Here is a 16,581-nt window from a genome sequence, read left to right as displayed (position 1 = left end):
ATCACAAAATATTTATAGTATCCGCTTCTATTGCAAAGCTGCCTGTCAGGTGAGTTATGAATAAAAGCGGATGTTATGCCAAGTATTATAGTTGCACTGACCAATTATTATGGTTTTTTCTGTAAACTGCGCTCTAAATATTTCTTGCGATAGCTACGAAAAGGATAGTTATCATTAATTAATTTTTGGATTTTGATTATTCTTTTCTTGGATGTAAAAATAATTATAAATTGCCAAGAAAATACAAATGTCATAAACATAAGGAAGATTAAAGATAAGATATCAAAGATTACGCTTCCCATTTTAGTAAGATTTTCGCTTTCAATTGAATTCATTTTTCCAATTGAAACCATTATTTCTAGCATTAAGTAAACAGATGTTGAGTAAACTATTAATATAGCTACAAGACAAAGTAACATGCTCGTTAACCTGCTTGTTAACGTACTGTATGCGTCAGAATATTCCACAACAATATTATTGTTGGACTCTGAGAGTTTAAATATATCAAGTATTTTCCTTCCAACTGAGACAAGCTGAATGATTTCAAGGGCATTATTATAATGAAGCAGCTTTTTTAAGATATTGAATGGAATGGCCCTGCTGTTATGTATCCTGGATACGCAGGCTTGGATTATATAAGGCGTTGGTTTCTTATTGCTCAGTTCCTTAGAAAGGTTATCAATAATACTCGTTTTACTCTTGTTACTGCCATGAATGTAGTTTGTCCATAATGATAGAACAGAAATGATTATGGGAAGAAAAGCAAAAAAAAGAGATGTTTTCATTAGGAGTCCAAAATATTCAATTCGCTAATAATGAAATATGGTAAAAGATATCCACTAAAATATTTCTTACCTATTGATTAATTCTGTAGTAAGCCGTAAATATTACTATTAATTACTTAGCGGGAAACAATGGTCTGTTCGCCACTATATTAACGCAACTAACTATAAACAACATCAGCCTTTGGCACAAAACCCTCTATCAGATTAGGTACGGCTCTTAACCACAAAAGTATTAGCTTAAATATGAGAAAATACTAATACTGTTTGCATGCCTACCCAGCGTGTTTATCCATGCTTGCGATAAGTCTGTGGCATGCTTCCTATCACCTTCCCGAAAATTAGGACTCGATTCATTTCATCCCGTTCGATCGGATCCCAGGGCGTATAAATTTTGTTGTCCGAGATAACCAATAGCTTATCTTTCATCTTCTGGAGTCTTTTCACATGTACGGTGTCGTCATACAGGAATGCGTAAATACCGTCACCATCGAAACCTTTAACGCTGATATCGACAAAAAGCAGATCACCTGGCTCAATCGTACCGGACATGCTGTCGCCCCGAACGTTGATGATGCGTATTTGCTCCGCCTTTCTGCCATCGAACATCCTGCGGGCGTCTTCCGGCAGGTACTCCATTGACCGAAGCACTTCCACGAACTCGCTGTTCACAACTCCAGGCCCGGCGCTGACGCTGAGGTTTAAAACCTCGAGTCGATAGACGTCGCCGTGGAGCACTGGCTGCTCAGCTGGTTGCTGACCATCCTGCCGCATTGGGCCAGTGCCGGTGGAAAGCCACTCAGGACGAACCCCGAGCACTGATGCTATTTCCACTGTTTTTCTTGAACCTGAAGCTCCATTGAGCAGCTTGTTAACACTTGACTGTGCCATACCAACTGACTTGGCCAGCTTGCCTTGTGTATAGCCAGCTTCAGTCATTGCAAGCTCTAAACGCTCAGAAAACCCCATACAGACACCCCTCGATTAGTATCCAGAAATATTATCGCCAGAGCGATGAATTAGCAAAAATCGCCTATGCGATTGACATTCGTTTAAGCGATATTCATAATCTCAGCAAACCAATAGCTGGGGTGATTATGAAAAATTCTGCTGTAGAAAAAGCGATTGCCATCGCTGGAAGCCAGAAAGAGCTTGCCAGGCGCTGTGGTAAAGCCCAGTCCACAGTTTGTGACTGGCTGAATGGGAAGAAACAAATATCTCCCGTTCATGTGATCGGGTTGGTAAGAGCTGTTGATGGTGAGATTCAGGCTCATGAGTTTCGCCCTGATCTGCCCGAGTTATTTCCCCATCCCGACAATGCGGCCTAACACCTAACGGAGTTTCAATCATGCACAACGCAATAGCACGAAAGTTGGAACCACCAATTCTCAAGCCACTTGAAATTGAGAGCATTTTGCTCAACCGGCTGGCGTCGGTGGGGCAGAAGAATTACGCCGAGCAAATCGGCATTAGTGAATCGACAGTGAGCAAGCGAAAAGCCGACAGCCATTTTTCGGAGATGGCCAGGGAGCTTTCGGCGCTTGGTTTGCAAGTGGTACCGCCGGAGGCGGTGGTGGTCTCGCGCGATTACCTGACTTCGGTAGAGACACTGGCAGATATCGGCCTTCGTGCCGAACGCGCGCGGCCTGGCCCGCTGGGATGGGATTGATGCAGAGAAACAAAAAGGTGAAAGCCGGACTGCGTCAACAGTACCGGCCTTCGGGTGCAATGAGTGAGTCATTTGCGAGGCAATTATGACAAACAGCAATTCAAAACACCAGGCGCGGGAGGCATAGCTATGTCGAATGTCGCCTACGCCGATTTTTCGGCACGAAATGCCATCAGGAGCAACCGGATGGAGAACCAGAAAAGCGGATTCATCCTGTTGTACCGGAGCGTGCTTAAGCAACCCTGGGCGAAAGATGTTTTCCTGCGCACATTATGGGAAAACCTGCTAATGCAGGCTGCCCGGCAGCCATACACGGCAAATTTCCGGGGGACGCAATGGCCGCTGCAAACCGGACAACTGGTAACCACAACAGTCGATCTTGGGCTGAATTTATGTGACAGAGAGGGTAAGCCAACTAGCCGTCATGCCGTGGACAGAATGCTGGATATTTTTGAGCGTGAGGGGATGATTTCCAGGGCCGGAGAGAAGCGAAAAGGCACTGTGATAACCATCACAAATTACGTTGAGTATGCTCAAAAAATAGACGATTTACCCGCGCTTAAGCCCGCGCATATAGGCGAGCTTAAACCCGCGCATGGCGAAGCCAGTAACGGCGCGGCTTCGGAGGGGGATGCCGCGCATTCTGGCGAGCATAAGCCCGCGCAATTACCCGCGCATCATGAACAACAAGGTAATAACAATAATAAAAACCTTAAAAGATCTTCGTCTCGGAATTCTCACGAATCCCGAAACGACGCGACTGAAAAATTCCTCTCCCGTCATCCCGAAGCCATCGGCGGGATCTACACACCGGCGGGTAAGTCCTGGGGGACAGCGGAAGACCTCCGCGCCGCGAAGTGGATATTTGCGCAGTTGCTGGAAGTTAACGCGAGCCTGAGCGAACCAAAATGGGTCGAATGGGCTAATACCATCCGCCTGATGCGCCTGCAGGATTCACGCAGCCACAAAGACATTTGCAGCCTGCTCAAGTGGGCCAGCAAAGACGAATTCTGGAAAAACAACATCCTCAGCCCGTCTTCGCTGCGCAGACAGTGGGACACGCTCACCACCAGGCGGCTCAATGGACAAAGCGCGGTTCAGCCTAAAACCGGAGCCGGCACTCTGGACAATACCGACTGGATCAACGGGGTATTCAAATGAAAAACATCGCTGAAAGCATGCATGATTTTGACCGTGAAAACTTCCGCCGTGTCGCTGCTGGCTTGCCGGAAATTCAGGAAGAACAGACGCAAGGGGAGAAGCTCAAAGCGCTTGCCGGTTTGTTCAATGGCCTGTTCCGCGAACTGTGCGCGATTTTCCCGTACCTGTCGAACAAACCACAGGAAGACCTCGACGAAATGCGCCGCCAGTGGCTTCAGTCATTCGCTGAGAATGGGATCTGGACAAGCGCGCAAATCGACGCAGGGTTGCGCGTAGCGCGCCAGCAGGAAAAACCCTTCGTCCCGTCGCCGGGCCAGTTCGTCGCCTGGTGCCGCGCGGAAGAATGTGCGGCGGTAGGGCTGCCAAACCAGGCGGAGCTGATGGAACTGTTTTATCGTTACTGCCGTACGCGCGGAAGCTATCCTGATGCAGAGTCATTTCCGTGGCCCGGGAAAATCGACGGTAAGAACACCAGTCAATCATCCGCGAATTACTGGATCGTGACCACGCTGTACCAGCAGATGCGCGCCAGTGGTCTGAGTGACGCCGAAGTGCGCCGCAAAGCAGGCGAAGAACTGGCAGCGATGGCGCTGCGTATTCGTCGCGGCGAAGAGATCCCTGAGCCGAAAAAACAGCTTCCGAAGCTGGGCGGCAAGCCACTCGCACGCGCACAGAGCTTGGCAAAGATAGTCGAGCTTCGTGAAAAACATGGTTTGAGAGGCGCTAAGTCATGACCAGAAAATAATCGATTAAATGAAACTTCGGCCATTACGGGCTGTTCACTTGTGGGTCAGTTTCGTAAGTAACTGGCGTGAAGCGCATCGCCATTCAGGGCCAGTGCGCAAGATGTGCCAGTCTGGGGGAAATCATACTGGATTGCCGCATATTGCATTCTTACATAAGCGTCCCGATTGAGAACGAAGATAATCCGGTTGACCGTTAAGGCGTATACATCGGTTGCAGCACTCTCAAGTAAAAATATGGTGAGCACTCGTTCTTTCTTTAGATTTCTGTGCAAGAAAGACTGGCAATTTTGCTAACTAAATGGTGCACAAAACGTTTCATCTAGTATACTATCTCGTTTGAAATTGCTTCATTTTTTGGGATTTAAAATGAAAATTATACAAATGCAATCAGTTTTTTTCTACGAGCAAAACAATACTTTGGATTTTGACGGGCTTTCTTATTTTCTCAGAAAGAAAATTAAGGAAATAACAGGTTTTGAACTGCATTCTACTTCTCTACTAGGCGTCTTACCTAAAGATGTACCACCTGAGGTTCCTCGACTTCAATTAAATTCCGAAGATAATAAGTTAAGGGTTATCGGTTCCTTGCAACGTCTGGATTTTTTTATTGAACGCCGAGATGATCAAGAGGAATTAGAAAAAGAGAGATTTTTTAGCATTGTAGATGCTAACTTCGAAATTCATCAGCAGCTGGCTAAAAATATAACAAGGGTTGGTTTGATTGTTGTTAAGACAAGAGATGAGGATAATCCGCATGAATATGTTGCAAGAACATATTTAAATTCTCAAAATGTCCGGGATATACATGAATTAACAGAAACAAATATCGCCTATAATCGTCAATTTGAGTGCGATCATCTAAAATTTAATTGCCATACAACCCATACATCTGGTTATGATTATATCAGGCAAAAATCTATTTATATTAGGCAAATTGATGTTAGCTCGCTGCCAGATAAAATTTTTTATTTGACATATAATAAAAATGCTATTGTTAAAGCGTTCAATGAAAAATTAAACGAGCGTGAGTGAGACTTTAAAATGGACCAGAAAAAAGACAATAAAGATCCGGCGGAGACAGATGTAGAAAATAACGCAGATAAAAATGATCATGCTAATGTGTCGCCAATAGATTTTAGGCCTGTTTCTGATAGCTCTACATCCTCAATGACATCAAGGGCTTCATGGGTAACCAGCAGTAAAATTGATACTGGGGCGCCTACGAATGAAAGAAATATAGCTTTTGACCCACTAGTGTTGCTGGGAAATTATCCAGGAGCTTATACCTATCCACTTTTTGATAATATACCTATCTCTGTACCTCCATCCAGCTCGTTTGAAAAAGATGATACAAAAAATTGGTCTGTCAACAATACTGGTAGAATTAACCTTGTGACTTATTCTCCAGGCAATTCTTTTTATCAAGGGAAGTTATCATCTTCAAATGAAACTTTATCGGAAAATAACTCTAATCCACAAGCCAGTATACTTTGGTCATCGATCTTTAAGCGAGTTGCGTCCTTTGAAGAACAAATAAGCGAACATAACTCTAAGATTGTAAGTAGCCAAAAAAGTATAAGTAAAATTATGCTTTCTCTTGCAAAGCAAACATCCAAGATGAAGGGTTTTGATACCTCTCTTTCTAATGCAGAGGATAGGCTGGAACAAAAAGTTAAAGATTTTGAAAATGAACTTATAACTGCACGAAATTCTCTTTTAGCTGTCATCGCTCTATTTGCTTCTTTTTTTACATTTATATCGATTTCTGTAAATATCTTTTCTCGAGATATGTCACTAGCTACATCCATATCGGTGCTGTTGGTTATTTGGTCTTGCTTGATTAGTTTTATTTTTGTTTTTATGGCGGGAATTAGCAAAGGTGGGGAATTTTTTACGAGCAGCTCGTTTATAAAACACGCAGTGTTTATGGTTGTGCTCTTTTTTAGTTCATTTGGATTGCCTAGGATCGTTTTTCATTTATTCCCAATAAATTAGATGAATATGATTATGCTAGTGATGAAAATGCTTCCTGAATTGATTCTCATTATAGTATTTCATCGCCGCATCATCTCTTTTCCTATCCTTGGCTCTTAATACTGAGCAATCCTTTGACTAAATCATATTCGGGGGCTGGGATACAAATCAGTATTATTAATTGACAGTTATATCTAATACTTCGGACGGAAAGGTCATATACTACGATTGTAGACAAGTAATAGATCAAAGGAGTATTGAAAGATGGCTAAGTGGAGAGTGAGTTTCAAAGCGTCAAAAGGTAACATTTATTCAACTCCGTACACTGAAATTGTTGCAAGTTGCGAGGAGGATGCAGTCATTTTAGCTGAAAGGAAGCTTAAGCAAAAAATGCCTTTGAGCAGAGATTACGATTGGCAGGTTACGAGTGTAAAGCTAATTGAGTGATTTGATATCTCACAGTTACCTGTTCATAATTACAAGTGGTTAGTTTGACCACCTTATGCGCCTGATGGGGACATTATGGCGCAGCTACAACTTATCAATCATTCAGGAATCCTGATCCCGACAACGCCGGAGACCAGCGATTTTCTGCATTCAAAATGTAAGCTCGGCGCGGTGCTTTCTGCCGACGTAAAGCTTGTACGCAATCCGGCATTTCACCGCCTTTTCTTCGCACTGTAAGCCTCGGATTCGAATCCTGGGAGCCAATCGGTGATGCTTGATGCGCCAAGGTGCCCGAGTGGTACTCACTGACCAGACTATACTGCCCCGAAGTACGCGAAGGATAAGCAGGTGGCGCGCTGCGGTAACGCCGTTCCGCCGCCTTTCGCTGAGGCACTGGTGAGGGCCAATTTGCCTGAAATTTGCATTCATAAAGAAATTGCAGTTTAAAGATTGCAGGCATATTTTAATGATAATCATAAAAAGAAGGAGGTTAATATGAGCGAAAAGTTAAGAATTATTGGTGCACCGGATAAGGAATTTTATGCTGAGATAACATCTACTATAAGGCATGAAAAAAATGGAGATGTGGTTTGTAAAGATGCAAGGATAAAAGTGGAAACAGATTCATTTATATTTTTTTCACCAATGAAAATGGGGCAGGTTGTTACATTTATTAGGGAAGATGATACTTTTTTGGAATTATATAAATCTATTGATAACTCTGAAGAGTTTTTATTCTCGACCCATCCATATGGATAATTCAGTCATTTGATTTCTTGGAAGCAACTGTCTAAAATATCTTCGTCAGCCTGAACAACTGACAACCTTATGCGCCTGATGGGGACATTATGGCGCAGCTACAACTTATCAATCATTCAGGAATCCTGATCCCGGCGACGCCGGAGACCAGCGATTTTCTGTATTCAAAATGTAAGCTCGGTGCGGTGCTGTCAGCCGACGTCAAGCTGGTACGCAATCCGGCATTTCACCGCCGATTCTTCGCTTTGCTCAATCTCGGTTTTGAATACTGGGAGCCAACCGGCGGCGCTATCTCGTCCAACGAGCGGCGACTGGTGACCGGGTATGCAAAATTCCTCGCATCGTTCGGCGGCAACGAGTCCGCACTGTTGGATGCTGCTGAGCAGTATCTGGAGCAGGTTGCCAATCGCCGCATCACCAACGGGATTAGCCTCTGCAAATCCTTCGATGCGTACCGCGCGTGGGTGACTGTAGAAGCAGGGCATTATGACGCCATCGAGCTGCCGGACGGCACTCTTCGCAAACATCCCCGCAGTATTGCTTTTGGCAACATGGACGAAACCGAATTCCAGCAGCTCTACAAAGCCGCGCTTGATGTCCTCTGGCGATGGATATTGTCCAGTTCATTTAGCTCGCAGCAAGAGGCAGAAAACGCTGCGTCTCAACTGATGAGCTTCGCGTGATCATGAACAGAAAGAGCTGGTTCCAGCACACCGAATGCACCACGCAACAGGCCGACGAACTGGTGGAACAATACCGGCGCCGCGGCGTTGAAGTTGAGCGCAGCCTGAATCCTGATTTCATCACCTGGACTGTCAGCGCCAGGCTTCCCGAACAACGAAACGGTAAACGCGGTCGCCCGTGGGGAGGTCGCCTTGGCTGATTTACGCAAAGCGGCGCGCGGCCGCGAATGTACCGTCCGAATTCCAGGGATATGCAACGGCAACCCTGAAACCAGCGTGCTGGCGCATTACCGCCTGGCGGGAACCTGCGGCACGGGCATTAAACCGGATGATACACAGGCGGCGATCGCCTGTAGCTGCTGCCATGATGTCATCGACGGGCGCGTAAAAACCGAATACAGCCGCGACGAGTTGCGCCTTATGCACGCTGAAGGCGTAATGCGCACGCTTGCCATCTGGAAGAAAGAGGGGCTGGTGAAAGCATGACAGCCGCCGAAAAACACAGCTACGAAAAAGAATCCATCCTCCGCGCGCTTGCACCGGCGCGCCAACACCATTCCCGCACACAGCAGAAAACAGGAGCCGCCGCATGACTGCAAATCTCTCATATATCCGACAGCAACTGATAACCGCAATGGCTGATCTGAGCGGGGCGACAAAAGGCCAGTTACTGGCCTGGCTTGAGAATGCGCAATTTGACACGAATACTTACCGCAGGAAGAAGCCAAGAATTTACGATGAAGAAACGGAGAAATGGATAACGCTGCTCAACCCACCAATTAAGGGACGTCAGTCACTGGCGAAAGGGTCATCAATTGCTCTGATGAAGCCGGTGGAATTTGCGACTGCGTCGTGGCGCCGCGCTGTGCTGTCCGTTGAAGAACATCAGAAAGCGTGGCTACTATGGAACTACGGCGAAAATATCCGATTCGAATACCAGGTCGAAATAACTCGCTGGGCGTGGACTGAGTTTACGATGCAGCTCGACGGCAAGAAGATCGCCGGGAAAACGCTGGGGCGACTCCGGGCATTAATCTGGCTGGCAGCGCAGGACGTTAAATCCGAGTTAGCTGGGAGCGCAGTTTATCAATATAAAGACCTGGCGCTGCTGCTAGGGGTTGAAGATAAAAACTGGTCGAAAACTTTTACTGCTCACTGGCTCGCCATGCGCACTATCTTTCTGCGTCTCGATCAGATGTCTCTTTTGAGTATATCGAAAACACGATCGAAACAAATGGCGACCAATTATCAGCATGGTGTTGCAAAAGTAGATTAAAATGGCTATATTTCGTGTAAATCTGATATCGTCGTCATAGCTTTGATTGTCGACCAGATTATAAAACCTCGCATCGGCGGGGTTTTTTTATGTCTGGCATATTTACTTCTTGCTGGCGCATCGAACCAGAGTTATCTGTGTGTCACGTCATCAGAAAGGGTAAAAAGACATGCTAAAACAGCAAGATATGACAGAAACAGCAAGGGCTGTTTTAAGCGCGCTGACGTTATCTCCTGCCACTGCCGGGGAAGTAGCAGAAGCGGTGCATATTTCACACGAACGCTGCCAGTTGATACTGACTCAGTTGGTTATGGCGGGGTTATCGCATTATCAATTCGGATGTTATAAACGCCTCCAGTGATGGGGGTTTCCTGCTGTGAAAATGGGCGGCTGGTGGGTGTTGTAGCACCCTGCCAGCCATTCGCTCATGTCTGAGATCACAAGCGAACCAGGGCCCACTGCTTTAGCGCAAAAGCATAGTGAGCCTACCAGAGTCCCGCTTACTGATCTATGAAAAATACTGTAAAAATATCCAGTATTGAGTTAATCAATGCTGATTGCCTGCAATACATACAATCCCTTCCTGATAATTCCATTGACCTGATTGTTACCGATCCGCCTTACTTCAGGGTAAAGCCGAACGGCTGGGATAATCAGTGGAAAGGGGACGAGGATTACTTAAAGTGGCTCGACGGCTGCCTGGCGCAGTTCTGGCGAGTCCTCAAACCCTCGGGCAGCATCTACCTGTTTTGTAGTCATCGGCTTGCGGCAGATATCGAGTTGATGATGCGCCGCCGTTTCAGTGTGCTGAATCACATCATCTGGGCAAAGCCCTCTGGTCGGTGGAACGGCTGTAATAAAGAAAGCCTGCGGGCTTACTTCCCGGCGACCGAGCGCGTTCTTTTCGCCGAGCATTATCTTGGGCCGTACAGACCGAAAGACGATGGCTACGAGCGGAAGGGTACGGAATTGAAGCAAAGCCTGATGGCTCCCCTGATTGAGTATTTTCAGAATGCCCGCGCTTCGCTCGGCGTGACATCGAAAGAAATTGCCGCCGCCACGGGTAAGAAAAACATGGTCTCGCACTGGTTCGGCGCCAGCCAGTGGCAACTGCCGGGCGAGGTTGATTACCAAAAGTTACAGGCGTTATTCACCCGAATAGCGACAGAGAAACATCAGCGGAGCGAGCTGGATAAATCTCATCATCAGCTGGTGGTCACGTACCATTCACTTAACCGGAAATACTGCGAACTACTGGATGAATACAAATCGCTCCGGCGGCACTTTGCTGTCACCGCCGCGGTTCCGTATACCGATGTCTGGACGTATAAGCCGGTACAGTTCTACCCGGGCAAACACCCGTGCGAAAAACCGGCGAACATGCTGAGGGACATTATCAACGCCAGCAGCAGGCCTGGCGATCTCGTTGCTGATTTTTTCATGGGTTCTGGCTCAATGATTAAAGAAGCATTAGCGCTGGGGCGTAGCGCAATCGGCGTTGAACTTGAAACAGACCGGTTCAACCAGACTGTTTCGGAAGTATCAGCACAGGCGAGCAGGGACGCTGAATAATGTCGGTACTGGCCCCGTAAGACAAAAAAATAACACTGTGCAAAAGGTCATCTCTCTCTGATGACCTTTGACAAAGTGTTGTCCGTTGACGAAGTGGTACGGCTAATTTTACATTATTGATGTGGTGAATCCCCCTGTGCGGAGGGGCGTAAACAGCAATCTTCGTGTTTCACGACTGAAGCATACCCTGCGCGGGTCATGGTGGCTGGCCAAAGACTCACCGGGAGGCACCCGGCACCACATCCTGTAAATTTATTATTGCTTTTCTGGCCTGTTCATCCGAGCAGGCCTTTTTTTATCCTGTTTCCAATCACACAGCCTCCGCAAACAGCGAGGTGAGAGACTATGAAAATGCCTTACAAACAAGATTTCATTGCTGCTCTGCTGGCTGCAAAAGAGCAGGGTATTGGTGCAATGCTGGCGTTTGCAATGGCGTATCTCCGGGGGCGCTATAACGGCGGCCCGATCATGAAAACGCTTATTGATGCCACCATGTGCGCGATGATCGCCTGGTTTGCCCGTGACCTGCTGGATTTCTTCGGCCTGGCTAAAAACCTGTCGTATATCGCCAGTGTGTTTATTGGTTACGTAGGTACGGATTTTATCGGTGGCTTTATCAAACGCTTTGCCGCCAGAAAAGCAGGAGTGGATGATGCAAATCAGCAATAAAGGGATCGCGTTAATTAAGCAGTTTGAAGGTCTGCGGCTTGATGCTTATCAGGATAGCGTAGGCGTATGGACTATCGGCTATGGCTGGACGCAGCCGGTTGACGGCAAGCCAATCGGTAAGGGCATGGTCATCAAGCCGGAAACCGCTGATCGTCTGCTTAAAACTGGCCTGGTAAGCTACGAAAATGATGTGTCGAAACTGGTTAAGGTGAAGCTGACGCAGGGGCAGTTTGATGCGCTGGTATCGTTTGCCTACAACCTCGGAACGCGCGCGCTTTCCACCTCCACGCTGCTGAGAAAACTTAACGCCGGTGATTACCGTGGCGCTGCCGACGAGTTCCCGCGCTGGAATAAGGCTGGTAGTAAGGAGCTTGCCGGGCTGACGCGTCGCCGCGAGGCAGAGTTCGCTCTGTTCATGTCGTGATTAAGGCGCTGTTAAAGCGCTACTGGCTTCAATTGTCGGTAATAGCGCTGGTGGCCATACTCTCCTTTTTCGCTAATCACTACCGTGACAATGCGATCGCCTACAAAGCGCAGCGTGATAAAGCCACTGGCGAGCTGAAGCTCGCGAAAGACACTATCACCGACATGCAGGTGCGCCAGCGCGATGTGGCTGCACTGGATGCCAAATATACGAAGGAAATAGCTGATGCAAAAGCTAAAAATGATGCTCTGCAGCGTAAGCTTGATAATGGTGGTCGGGTGCTCGTCAAAGGCAAATGTCCAGTGTCAGCCTCAACTGAAACCGCCAGCACCTCCAGCGTGGGCCATGATGGCACCGTCGAACTCTCTGACGTTGCTGGACGAAACATTCTCGGTATCAGGGCAGGACTTATCCATGACCAGACAGCACTGAAAGCACTGCAAGAGTACATCATCACACAGTGCCTCAAGTAGCGAACTATGAAAATTTGCTGGATTTACTACTCGTTTTCTTTAGTACTGTCCAACCTATGTAGCATGTCATTAAGGGCTTTTTGTTTGTTTGCTGTGCTAACTTCAACCGTGGCAAATTGGAAGAGCGCTTCCTCCAGAAGGGGATAAGCATTTTTAAGTTTATCTTTAGTTAAAGGATATGTCGGTGTAGGCCAAATTTCCCAGAATGTTGGCTGCCCTATAGGGCAAGAATAATGAGCTACGATGCGATCTTGTGAATCAATTACGTGTATACCATCACGTAACCGTAAAGGCGTTAGTCCCAGTTTTTCTAGTGCTTCATAAATATCTGCAGTGTCATATCTTGTCATAGGTCCTCGATTTATTCGCTTGTCGTAAATTAGAAACAATAACAATTGTGTCGAGTTATTTTTCTCTATGTCGAAAGAGATTCAGAGGAATCGACGGAAGAGACAACGTTTATCCAGAGTCGTTCTTTGAACCTTTAAAGAGAGATTAAGCCCTTTTCAGAGGCGGCAATGAGAACCTTCGATAAAACGGACCATTCGAGATTTTGCGCATAATCTGTGTCGTATCCCTCCTCGGATGGATGGTTGAATGTGAGGTAATCAGTTGTATTCATATACATTTTTATAATGGATATGTCTTTATCATCATTATGTGAATAAAACTCAGTTTCTGAATACAAATCTTTATCGATAAAAACTAACCGAGTCTTACTTGACAATTTCAACTTAAGCATTGGAACCAGTACCTCAAGGTTAGACATTCTATCAAGTCCAACGATCACAATGTTGTTATCAGTATTTCTTGTTTTCCATTCTTCATATATTTTGTGATGGAACTCCTTTACGGTTTTTTCGAGCGCAGCACCGTAATGTTTGAGGGGAGAAATCACATCGCTCAAAGTTTTTAAGCTCATACGTCTCCTTAAATTACGAAATGGCAATTGCTAACAAACAGGAAATGTTACATCGAGATTAGTTCTACGATTCAATAAAGCAATATCCTCCTACAATCAAGTAAAAACCAGAGAAATTTATGGCAAAACCGGACTGGGGAGCGCTGCAAAACCAGTTCCTCGCCGACCATGCCAAAAACGGAATATCACCGAAAGAGTGGTGTGAAGCGCAGGGACTGAATTACGCATCAGCTCGTCGCTACATCAAAAAGCCCGCTACGCAAAGTGTGCAAAGTGCGCAAAAAACTGCGCAGAAAAAATTGCGCACTGCGCATGCGCAAAGCGGTGCAAAAACTCCAATTCCCCAAATTGAAAATCAAATTGATTCAAATTGCCTGCCACCTGAAAACATCGCCGATGAATGGAGTTTAAACCCTCATGAATACGGGCTTAACGACATGCAGGCCCGGTTCGTTAGCGAGTACCTCATCGATATGAACCGTGTGGCGGCGTATAAGCGTGCCGGTGGCAAAGGCGAGGGGAACACTGCGTATGTCGCAGCCTCGCGAATGTACAGAAACGATAAGGTGAGCCGGGCGATTCGCGATGCTCTGGCAGCAAGAGAGCGGCGCACTCAAATCACGCAGGATGCCGTGTTGAAAATGTGGTGGGAGCTTGCGACAGCAGATGCAACACAAATTACCGAACATCGTCGTTTGTGCTGCCGCCATTGCTGGGGATTCGGCCACCAGTATCAGTGGCGCGATGCGGTTGAATTTGAGGAAGCCGGTGCAGAGGCAAAGGAAAAGAAAAAAGCCGCTCCGCGCGATGACGGAGGCTACGGGTTCGATGCCACCCTTGATCCGAATCCCGAATGCCCTCGCTGTAACGGTATGGGGGTAAGCAGAGCATTTTTTCACGATACCCGCGATTTGCACGGCGCAGCGCGTCGGTTGTTCGCCGGGGTAAAAGAAGGGCGCTTCGGCCTGGAAGTTCAGATGCGCAATCAGGATGACGCCCTGAAGATGGTGGCGCAGCATCTTGGCATGCTGAAAAACCGCACCGAGCTGACTGGTGCTGACGGCGGCCCGATCAACCAGGTTAATTACACGCCGGAAGATTATGCGAAGGCGCAGGCGGCATTAGAAAAACAACTCCCCGATCTGGATTAAGCAGAAAAGAGAAAACAGGGTAAAAAGCGGGTTTCGCCTTTCATTTTAACCGGACCGTAATAATGGTGATTTGTTATCAAAATGTTATTGCTAAAAATGCCTGTTTATCACCGGGAAAACCTGTCCTTTTAACGCTTTCGTGGTGAATTTGCCATGAGTGCCAATCCCGCTATTCGGGTAACGTCCATTATGTTAAATAGCCCCAAAAAAGGGTAAAAATCGGGATTGAAAAATGTCGCAGCTACTCGAGTGGGAAGACCTCGATTTTCCTGATCGTGTCGCCCTTAAGTCAAAAAGCGAAAAATCCTTCCTGAATTTCACCCGCCTCTGGTTTGAGTTGTTGCAGGGTGATCGCCTGCTGGTTAACTGGCATCACCGCATGATGGCCAGCAAAATTGATGATCTGGTATTCGGACGGTTACAGCCCCGAAACCTCATTATCAACGTGCCGCCGGGCGGGACAAAAACAGAGTTCGTTTCGATCCACGCAGCGGCATACATCAACATGCTGGTGCAAACGGGTAAGTTACGCCGGTTTCGTAATCTGAATGTTTCGTTTGCTGATTCGCTGGTCAAACGTAACAGCCGACGCACCCGTGACATTATCGCCAGCGCTGAATATCAGTCGCTGTGGCCGTGCAAGTTTGGCGTGAACCAGGCCGAAGAGTGGGAGGTTGTTAATCCCCGCGGGCGAACCGTTGGCCAGACGGTTTCCCGCTCCAGTGGCGGGCAAATCACCGGTGGGCGCGCGGGATATCCCGGGCCTGATTTTTCCGGCTTTGTGTGCCTGGATGATTACAACAAGCCAGAGGACATGTTCTCCGCGACGAAACGCGATAACGCGAACCGTCTGCTGGTAAACACTATCCGTTCCCGCCGTGGCGATAAATCGAAAGACCATCCAACTCCATTTGTCAGTATCCAGCAGCGCCTGCACACCGACGATGCCACCGGCTTCATGCTGTCAGGCGGAATGGGCGTGGATTTCCACCACGTCACAATCCCGGCTCTGGTCAGCGAAGAATATATCGATGCACTGCCGGAACCATGGCGCTCGCTGTGTTGGTTCTCTGTTAAAGACACGGAAAGCGTGGTTGTCGGTGGTGTTCGCTACTGGTCGTACTGGCCAGCTAACGAATACGTGGGCGATCTGCTGCGACTGTGGGAGCGTGACGAATACACGTTTCTGTCGCAGTACATGCAGCGTCCGCGCGCTTTAACGGGCGGGTTGATCGATACCGACTGGTTTAAGCGGTACACACATCTGCCACCGCTGACACACCGCGCCGTTTACGTGGACACCAACAGCGGCAAGGTCGAGGACTACAACGATTACACCGTTTTCACGCTGGCTGGTATGGGGGCAGACAACAATCTGTATCTCATCGACAGCGTTCGCGGTAGGTGGGATCCGGAGGATTTGCTACAGCAGGCAACAGCGCTGTGGGAAAAATGGAAACCATACAATCCGAAACGCCCGGCGCCGCTCCGGCATATGGGCATTGAGGATAAACAGGCCGGGCAGGGACTGATTACCACGCTAAAAAAACGTAAATCGATCCCTGTGCTGGAAATCCCCCGAGGCGCCGGACAGAACAAGCTGGTTCGTTGCCTGAATAGCGTCCCTCAGATCAAAACCGGCAAAGTGTTCATTCCTGCATTGATGACCGACGATGGCCAGCCGGTCAATCAGGTTTATTACTGGGATGGTACGCCAGCAGCACAAACCAGTTGGGTATTGCCTGCCCTGGCCGAGTGCGCCGATTTCTCCGCAGATGACAGCCACAAAAATGACGACATCCTCGACACGTTCATGGATGCAATCGAGATCGAATTAATTTCCGGTGGCGGCACCGGGTGGGGATGGGTTTAA

22 protein-coding genes and 1 pseudogene are annotated in these 16,581 nt (G+C 47.5%); 19 read left to right on the top strand and 4 right to left on the bottom strand.

The genetic code is table 11. From position 1 onward, the window contains the following. Positions 1-107: 107 nt before the first annotated feature. Together AWR26_RS14770 and AWR26_RS14765 are read right to left on the bottom strand one after the other, a co-directional pair. Positions 108-785, bottom strand: a complete 678-nt coding sequence (locus AWR26_RS14770; protein ID WP_064566961.1) for a hypothetical protein — start codon at positions 783-785, stop codon at positions 108-110. A 285-nt stretch (positions 786-1,070) separates the two neighbouring features. Then, positions 1,071-1,751, bottom strand: coding sequence for a LexA family transcriptional regulator (locus tag AWR26_RS14765; protein WP_064566959.1), 681 nt, complete (start codon positions 1,749-1,751; stop codon positions 1,071-1,073). A gap of 128 nt (positions 1,752-1,879) precedes the next feature. Between AWR26_RS14765 and AWR26_RS14760 the strand changes: the two genes are divergently transcribed. The 17 genes and pseudogenes from AWR26_RS14760 to AWR26_RS14680 all read left to right on the top strand — a co-directional run bounded on the left by AWR26_RS14760 (position 1,880) and on the right by AWR26_RS14680 (position 12,635). Further along, the gene (locus AWR26_RS14760; RefSeq protein ID WP_064566957.1) at positions 1,880-2,110 is read left to right on the top strand and encodes a transcriptional regulator; all 231 of its coding nucleotides are present in this window, start codon (positions 1,880-1,882) and stop codon (positions 2,108-2,110) included. Between the two features lie 20 nt (positions 2,111-2,130). Then, positions 2,131-2,451, top strand: a complete 321-nt coding sequence (locus tag AWR26_RS14755) for a CII family transcriptional regulator (protein WP_035943368.1) — start codon at positions 2,131-2,133, stop codon at positions 2,449-2,451. A gap of 186 nt (positions 2,452-2,637) precedes the next feature. Beyond that, complete coding sequence (locus tag AWR26_RS14750) at positions 2,638-3,612, top strand: replication protein (protein WP_064566955.1); 975 nt, start codon at positions 2,638-2,640, stop codon at positions 3,610-3,612. After that, a complete protein-coding gene (locus tag AWR26_RS14745) occupies positions 3,609-4,346 on the top strand; it encodes a replication protein P (protein ID WP_064566953.1) in 738 nt (245 codons plus the stop codon). Before AWR26_RS14750 ends, AWR26_RS14745 begins: the two co-directional genes overlap by 4 nt. Before the next feature lie 378 nt (positions 4,347-4,724). Then, a complete protein-coding gene (locus AWR26_RS14740; RefSeq protein ID WP_139227879.1) occupies positions 4,725-5,390 on the top strand; it encodes a hypothetical protein in 666 nt (221 codons plus the stop codon). Positions 5,391-5,399: 9 nt separating this feature from the next. Continuing rightward, positions 5,400-6,353: a hypothetical protein gene (locus tag AWR26_RS14735; RefSeq protein WP_139227880.1), complete on the top strand. Its 954-nt coding sequence runs from the start codon at positions 5,400-5,402 to the stop codon at positions 6,351-6,353. A gap of 498 nt (positions 6,354-6,851) precedes the next feature. Then, positions 6,852-7,054, top strand: a pseudogene (locus tag AWR26_RS14730) (DUF1367 family protein); the annotation flags it as partial. Between the two features lie 220 nt (positions 7,055-7,274). Then, a complete protein-coding gene (locus tag AWR26_RS14725) occupies positions 7,275-7,538 on the top strand; it encodes a hypothetical protein (RefSeq protein WP_064566946.1) in 264 nt (87 codons plus the stop codon). Between the two features lie 86 nt (positions 7,539-7,624). Beyond that, entirely contained in the window at positions 7,625-8,221 is a 597-nt protein-coding gene (locus AWR26_RS14720) for a DUF1367 family protein (protein WP_139227881.1), read from the top strand. A 2-nt stretch (positions 8,222-8,223) separates the two neighbouring features. Then, positions 8,224-8,421, top strand: a complete 198-nt coding sequence (locus AWR26_RS14715) for a hypothetical protein (protein ID WP_064569027.1) — start codon at positions 8,224-8,226, stop codon at positions 8,419-8,421. Continuing rightward, positions 8,414-8,707, top strand: coding sequence for a DUF1364 domain-containing protein (locus AWR26_RS14710; RefSeq protein ID WP_064566942.1), 294 nt, complete (start codon positions 8,414-8,416; stop codon positions 8,705-8,707). Before AWR26_RS14715 ends, AWR26_RS14710 begins: the two co-directional genes overlap by 8 nt. A 103-nt stretch (positions 8,708-8,810) precedes the next feature. Continuing rightward, entirely contained in the window at positions 8,811-9,497 is a 687-nt protein-coding gene (locus tag AWR26_RS14705; protein WP_064566940.1) for a bacteriophage antitermination protein Q, read from the top strand. 169 nt (positions 9,498-9,666) lie between these two features. Then, positions 9,667-9,858 carry a helix-turn-helix domain-containing protein gene (locus AWR26_RS14700; RefSeq protein WP_071892703.1) on the top strand — a complete coding sequence of 64 codons (192 nt, stop codon included), beginning with the start codon at positions 9,667-9,669 and terminating at the stop codon, positions 9,856-9,858. Positions 9,859-10,007: 149 nt separating this feature from the next. Then, complete coding sequence (locus AWR26_RS14695; RefSeq protein ID WP_064566937.1) at positions 10,008-11,069, top strand: DNA-methyltransferase; 1,062 nt, start codon at positions 10,008-10,010, stop codon at positions 11,067-11,069. Between the two features lie 345 nt (positions 11,070-11,414). After that, the gene (locus AWR26_RS14690; protein ID WP_007371424.1) at positions 11,415-11,738 is read left to right on the top strand and encodes a phage holin, lambda family; all 324 of its coding nucleotides are present in this window, start codon (positions 11,415-11,417) and stop codon (positions 11,736-11,738) included. Next, positions 11,719-12,162, top strand: a complete 444-nt coding sequence (locus AWR26_RS14685) for a lysozyme (protein ID WP_139227882.1) — start codon at positions 11,719-11,721, stop codon at positions 12,160-12,162. The genes AWR26_RS14690 and AWR26_RS14685 overlap by 20 nt, the downstream gene beginning before the upstream one ends. An 8-nt stretch (positions 12,163-12,170) precedes the next feature. Then, complete coding sequence (locus AWR26_RS14680; protein ID WP_167351168.1) at positions 12,171-12,635, top strand: lysis protein; 465 nt, start codon at positions 12,171-12,173, stop codon at positions 12,633-12,635. Positions 12,636-12,661: 26 nt separating this feature from the next. Here AWR26_RS14680 and AWR26_RS14675 read toward each other — a convergent pair whose 3' ends face one another. Both AWR26_RS14675 and AWR26_RS14670 read right to left on the bottom strand, forming a co-directional pair. Then, positions 12,662-12,985: a hypothetical protein gene (locus tag AWR26_RS14675; protein ID WP_139227883.1), complete on the bottom strand. Its 324-nt coding sequence runs from the start codon at positions 12,983-12,985 to the stop codon at positions 12,662-12,664. Between the two features lie 134 nt (positions 12,986-13,119). After that, positions 13,120-13,557 carry a hypothetical protein gene (locus AWR26_RS14670; RefSeq protein ID WP_064566933.1) on the bottom strand — a complete coding sequence of 146 codons (438 nt, stop codon included), beginning with the start codon at positions 13,555-13,557 and terminating at the stop codon, positions 13,120-13,122. A gap of 119 nt (positions 13,558-13,676) precedes the next feature. Here AWR26_RS14670 and AWR26_RS14665 point away from each other — a divergent pair, with 119 nt between their 5' ends. Both AWR26_RS14665 and terL read left to right on the top strand, forming a co-directional pair. Beyond that, entirely contained in the window at positions 13,677-14,708 is a 1,032-nt protein-coding gene (locus tag AWR26_RS14665; protein ID WP_064566931.1) for a terminase small subunit, read from the top strand. A gap of 232 nt (positions 14,709-14,940) precedes the next feature. Next, positions 14,941-16,581: a phage terminase large subunit gene (terL, locus tag AWR26_RS14660; RefSeq protein WP_064566929.1), complete on the top strand. Its 1,641-nt coding sequence runs from the start codon at positions 14,941-14,943 to the stop codon at positions 16,579-16,581.

Source organism: Kosakonia oryzae (assembly GCF_001658025.2).
In the GTDB taxonomy this organism is placed as follows: domain Bacteria; phylum Pseudomonadota; class Gammaproteobacteria; order Enterobacterales; family Enterobacteriaceae; genus Kosakonia; species Kosakonia oryzae.
The sequence above is the reverse complement of the archived record's forward strand: the minus strand, read 5'-3'. Positions and strand labels throughout refer to the sequence as shown.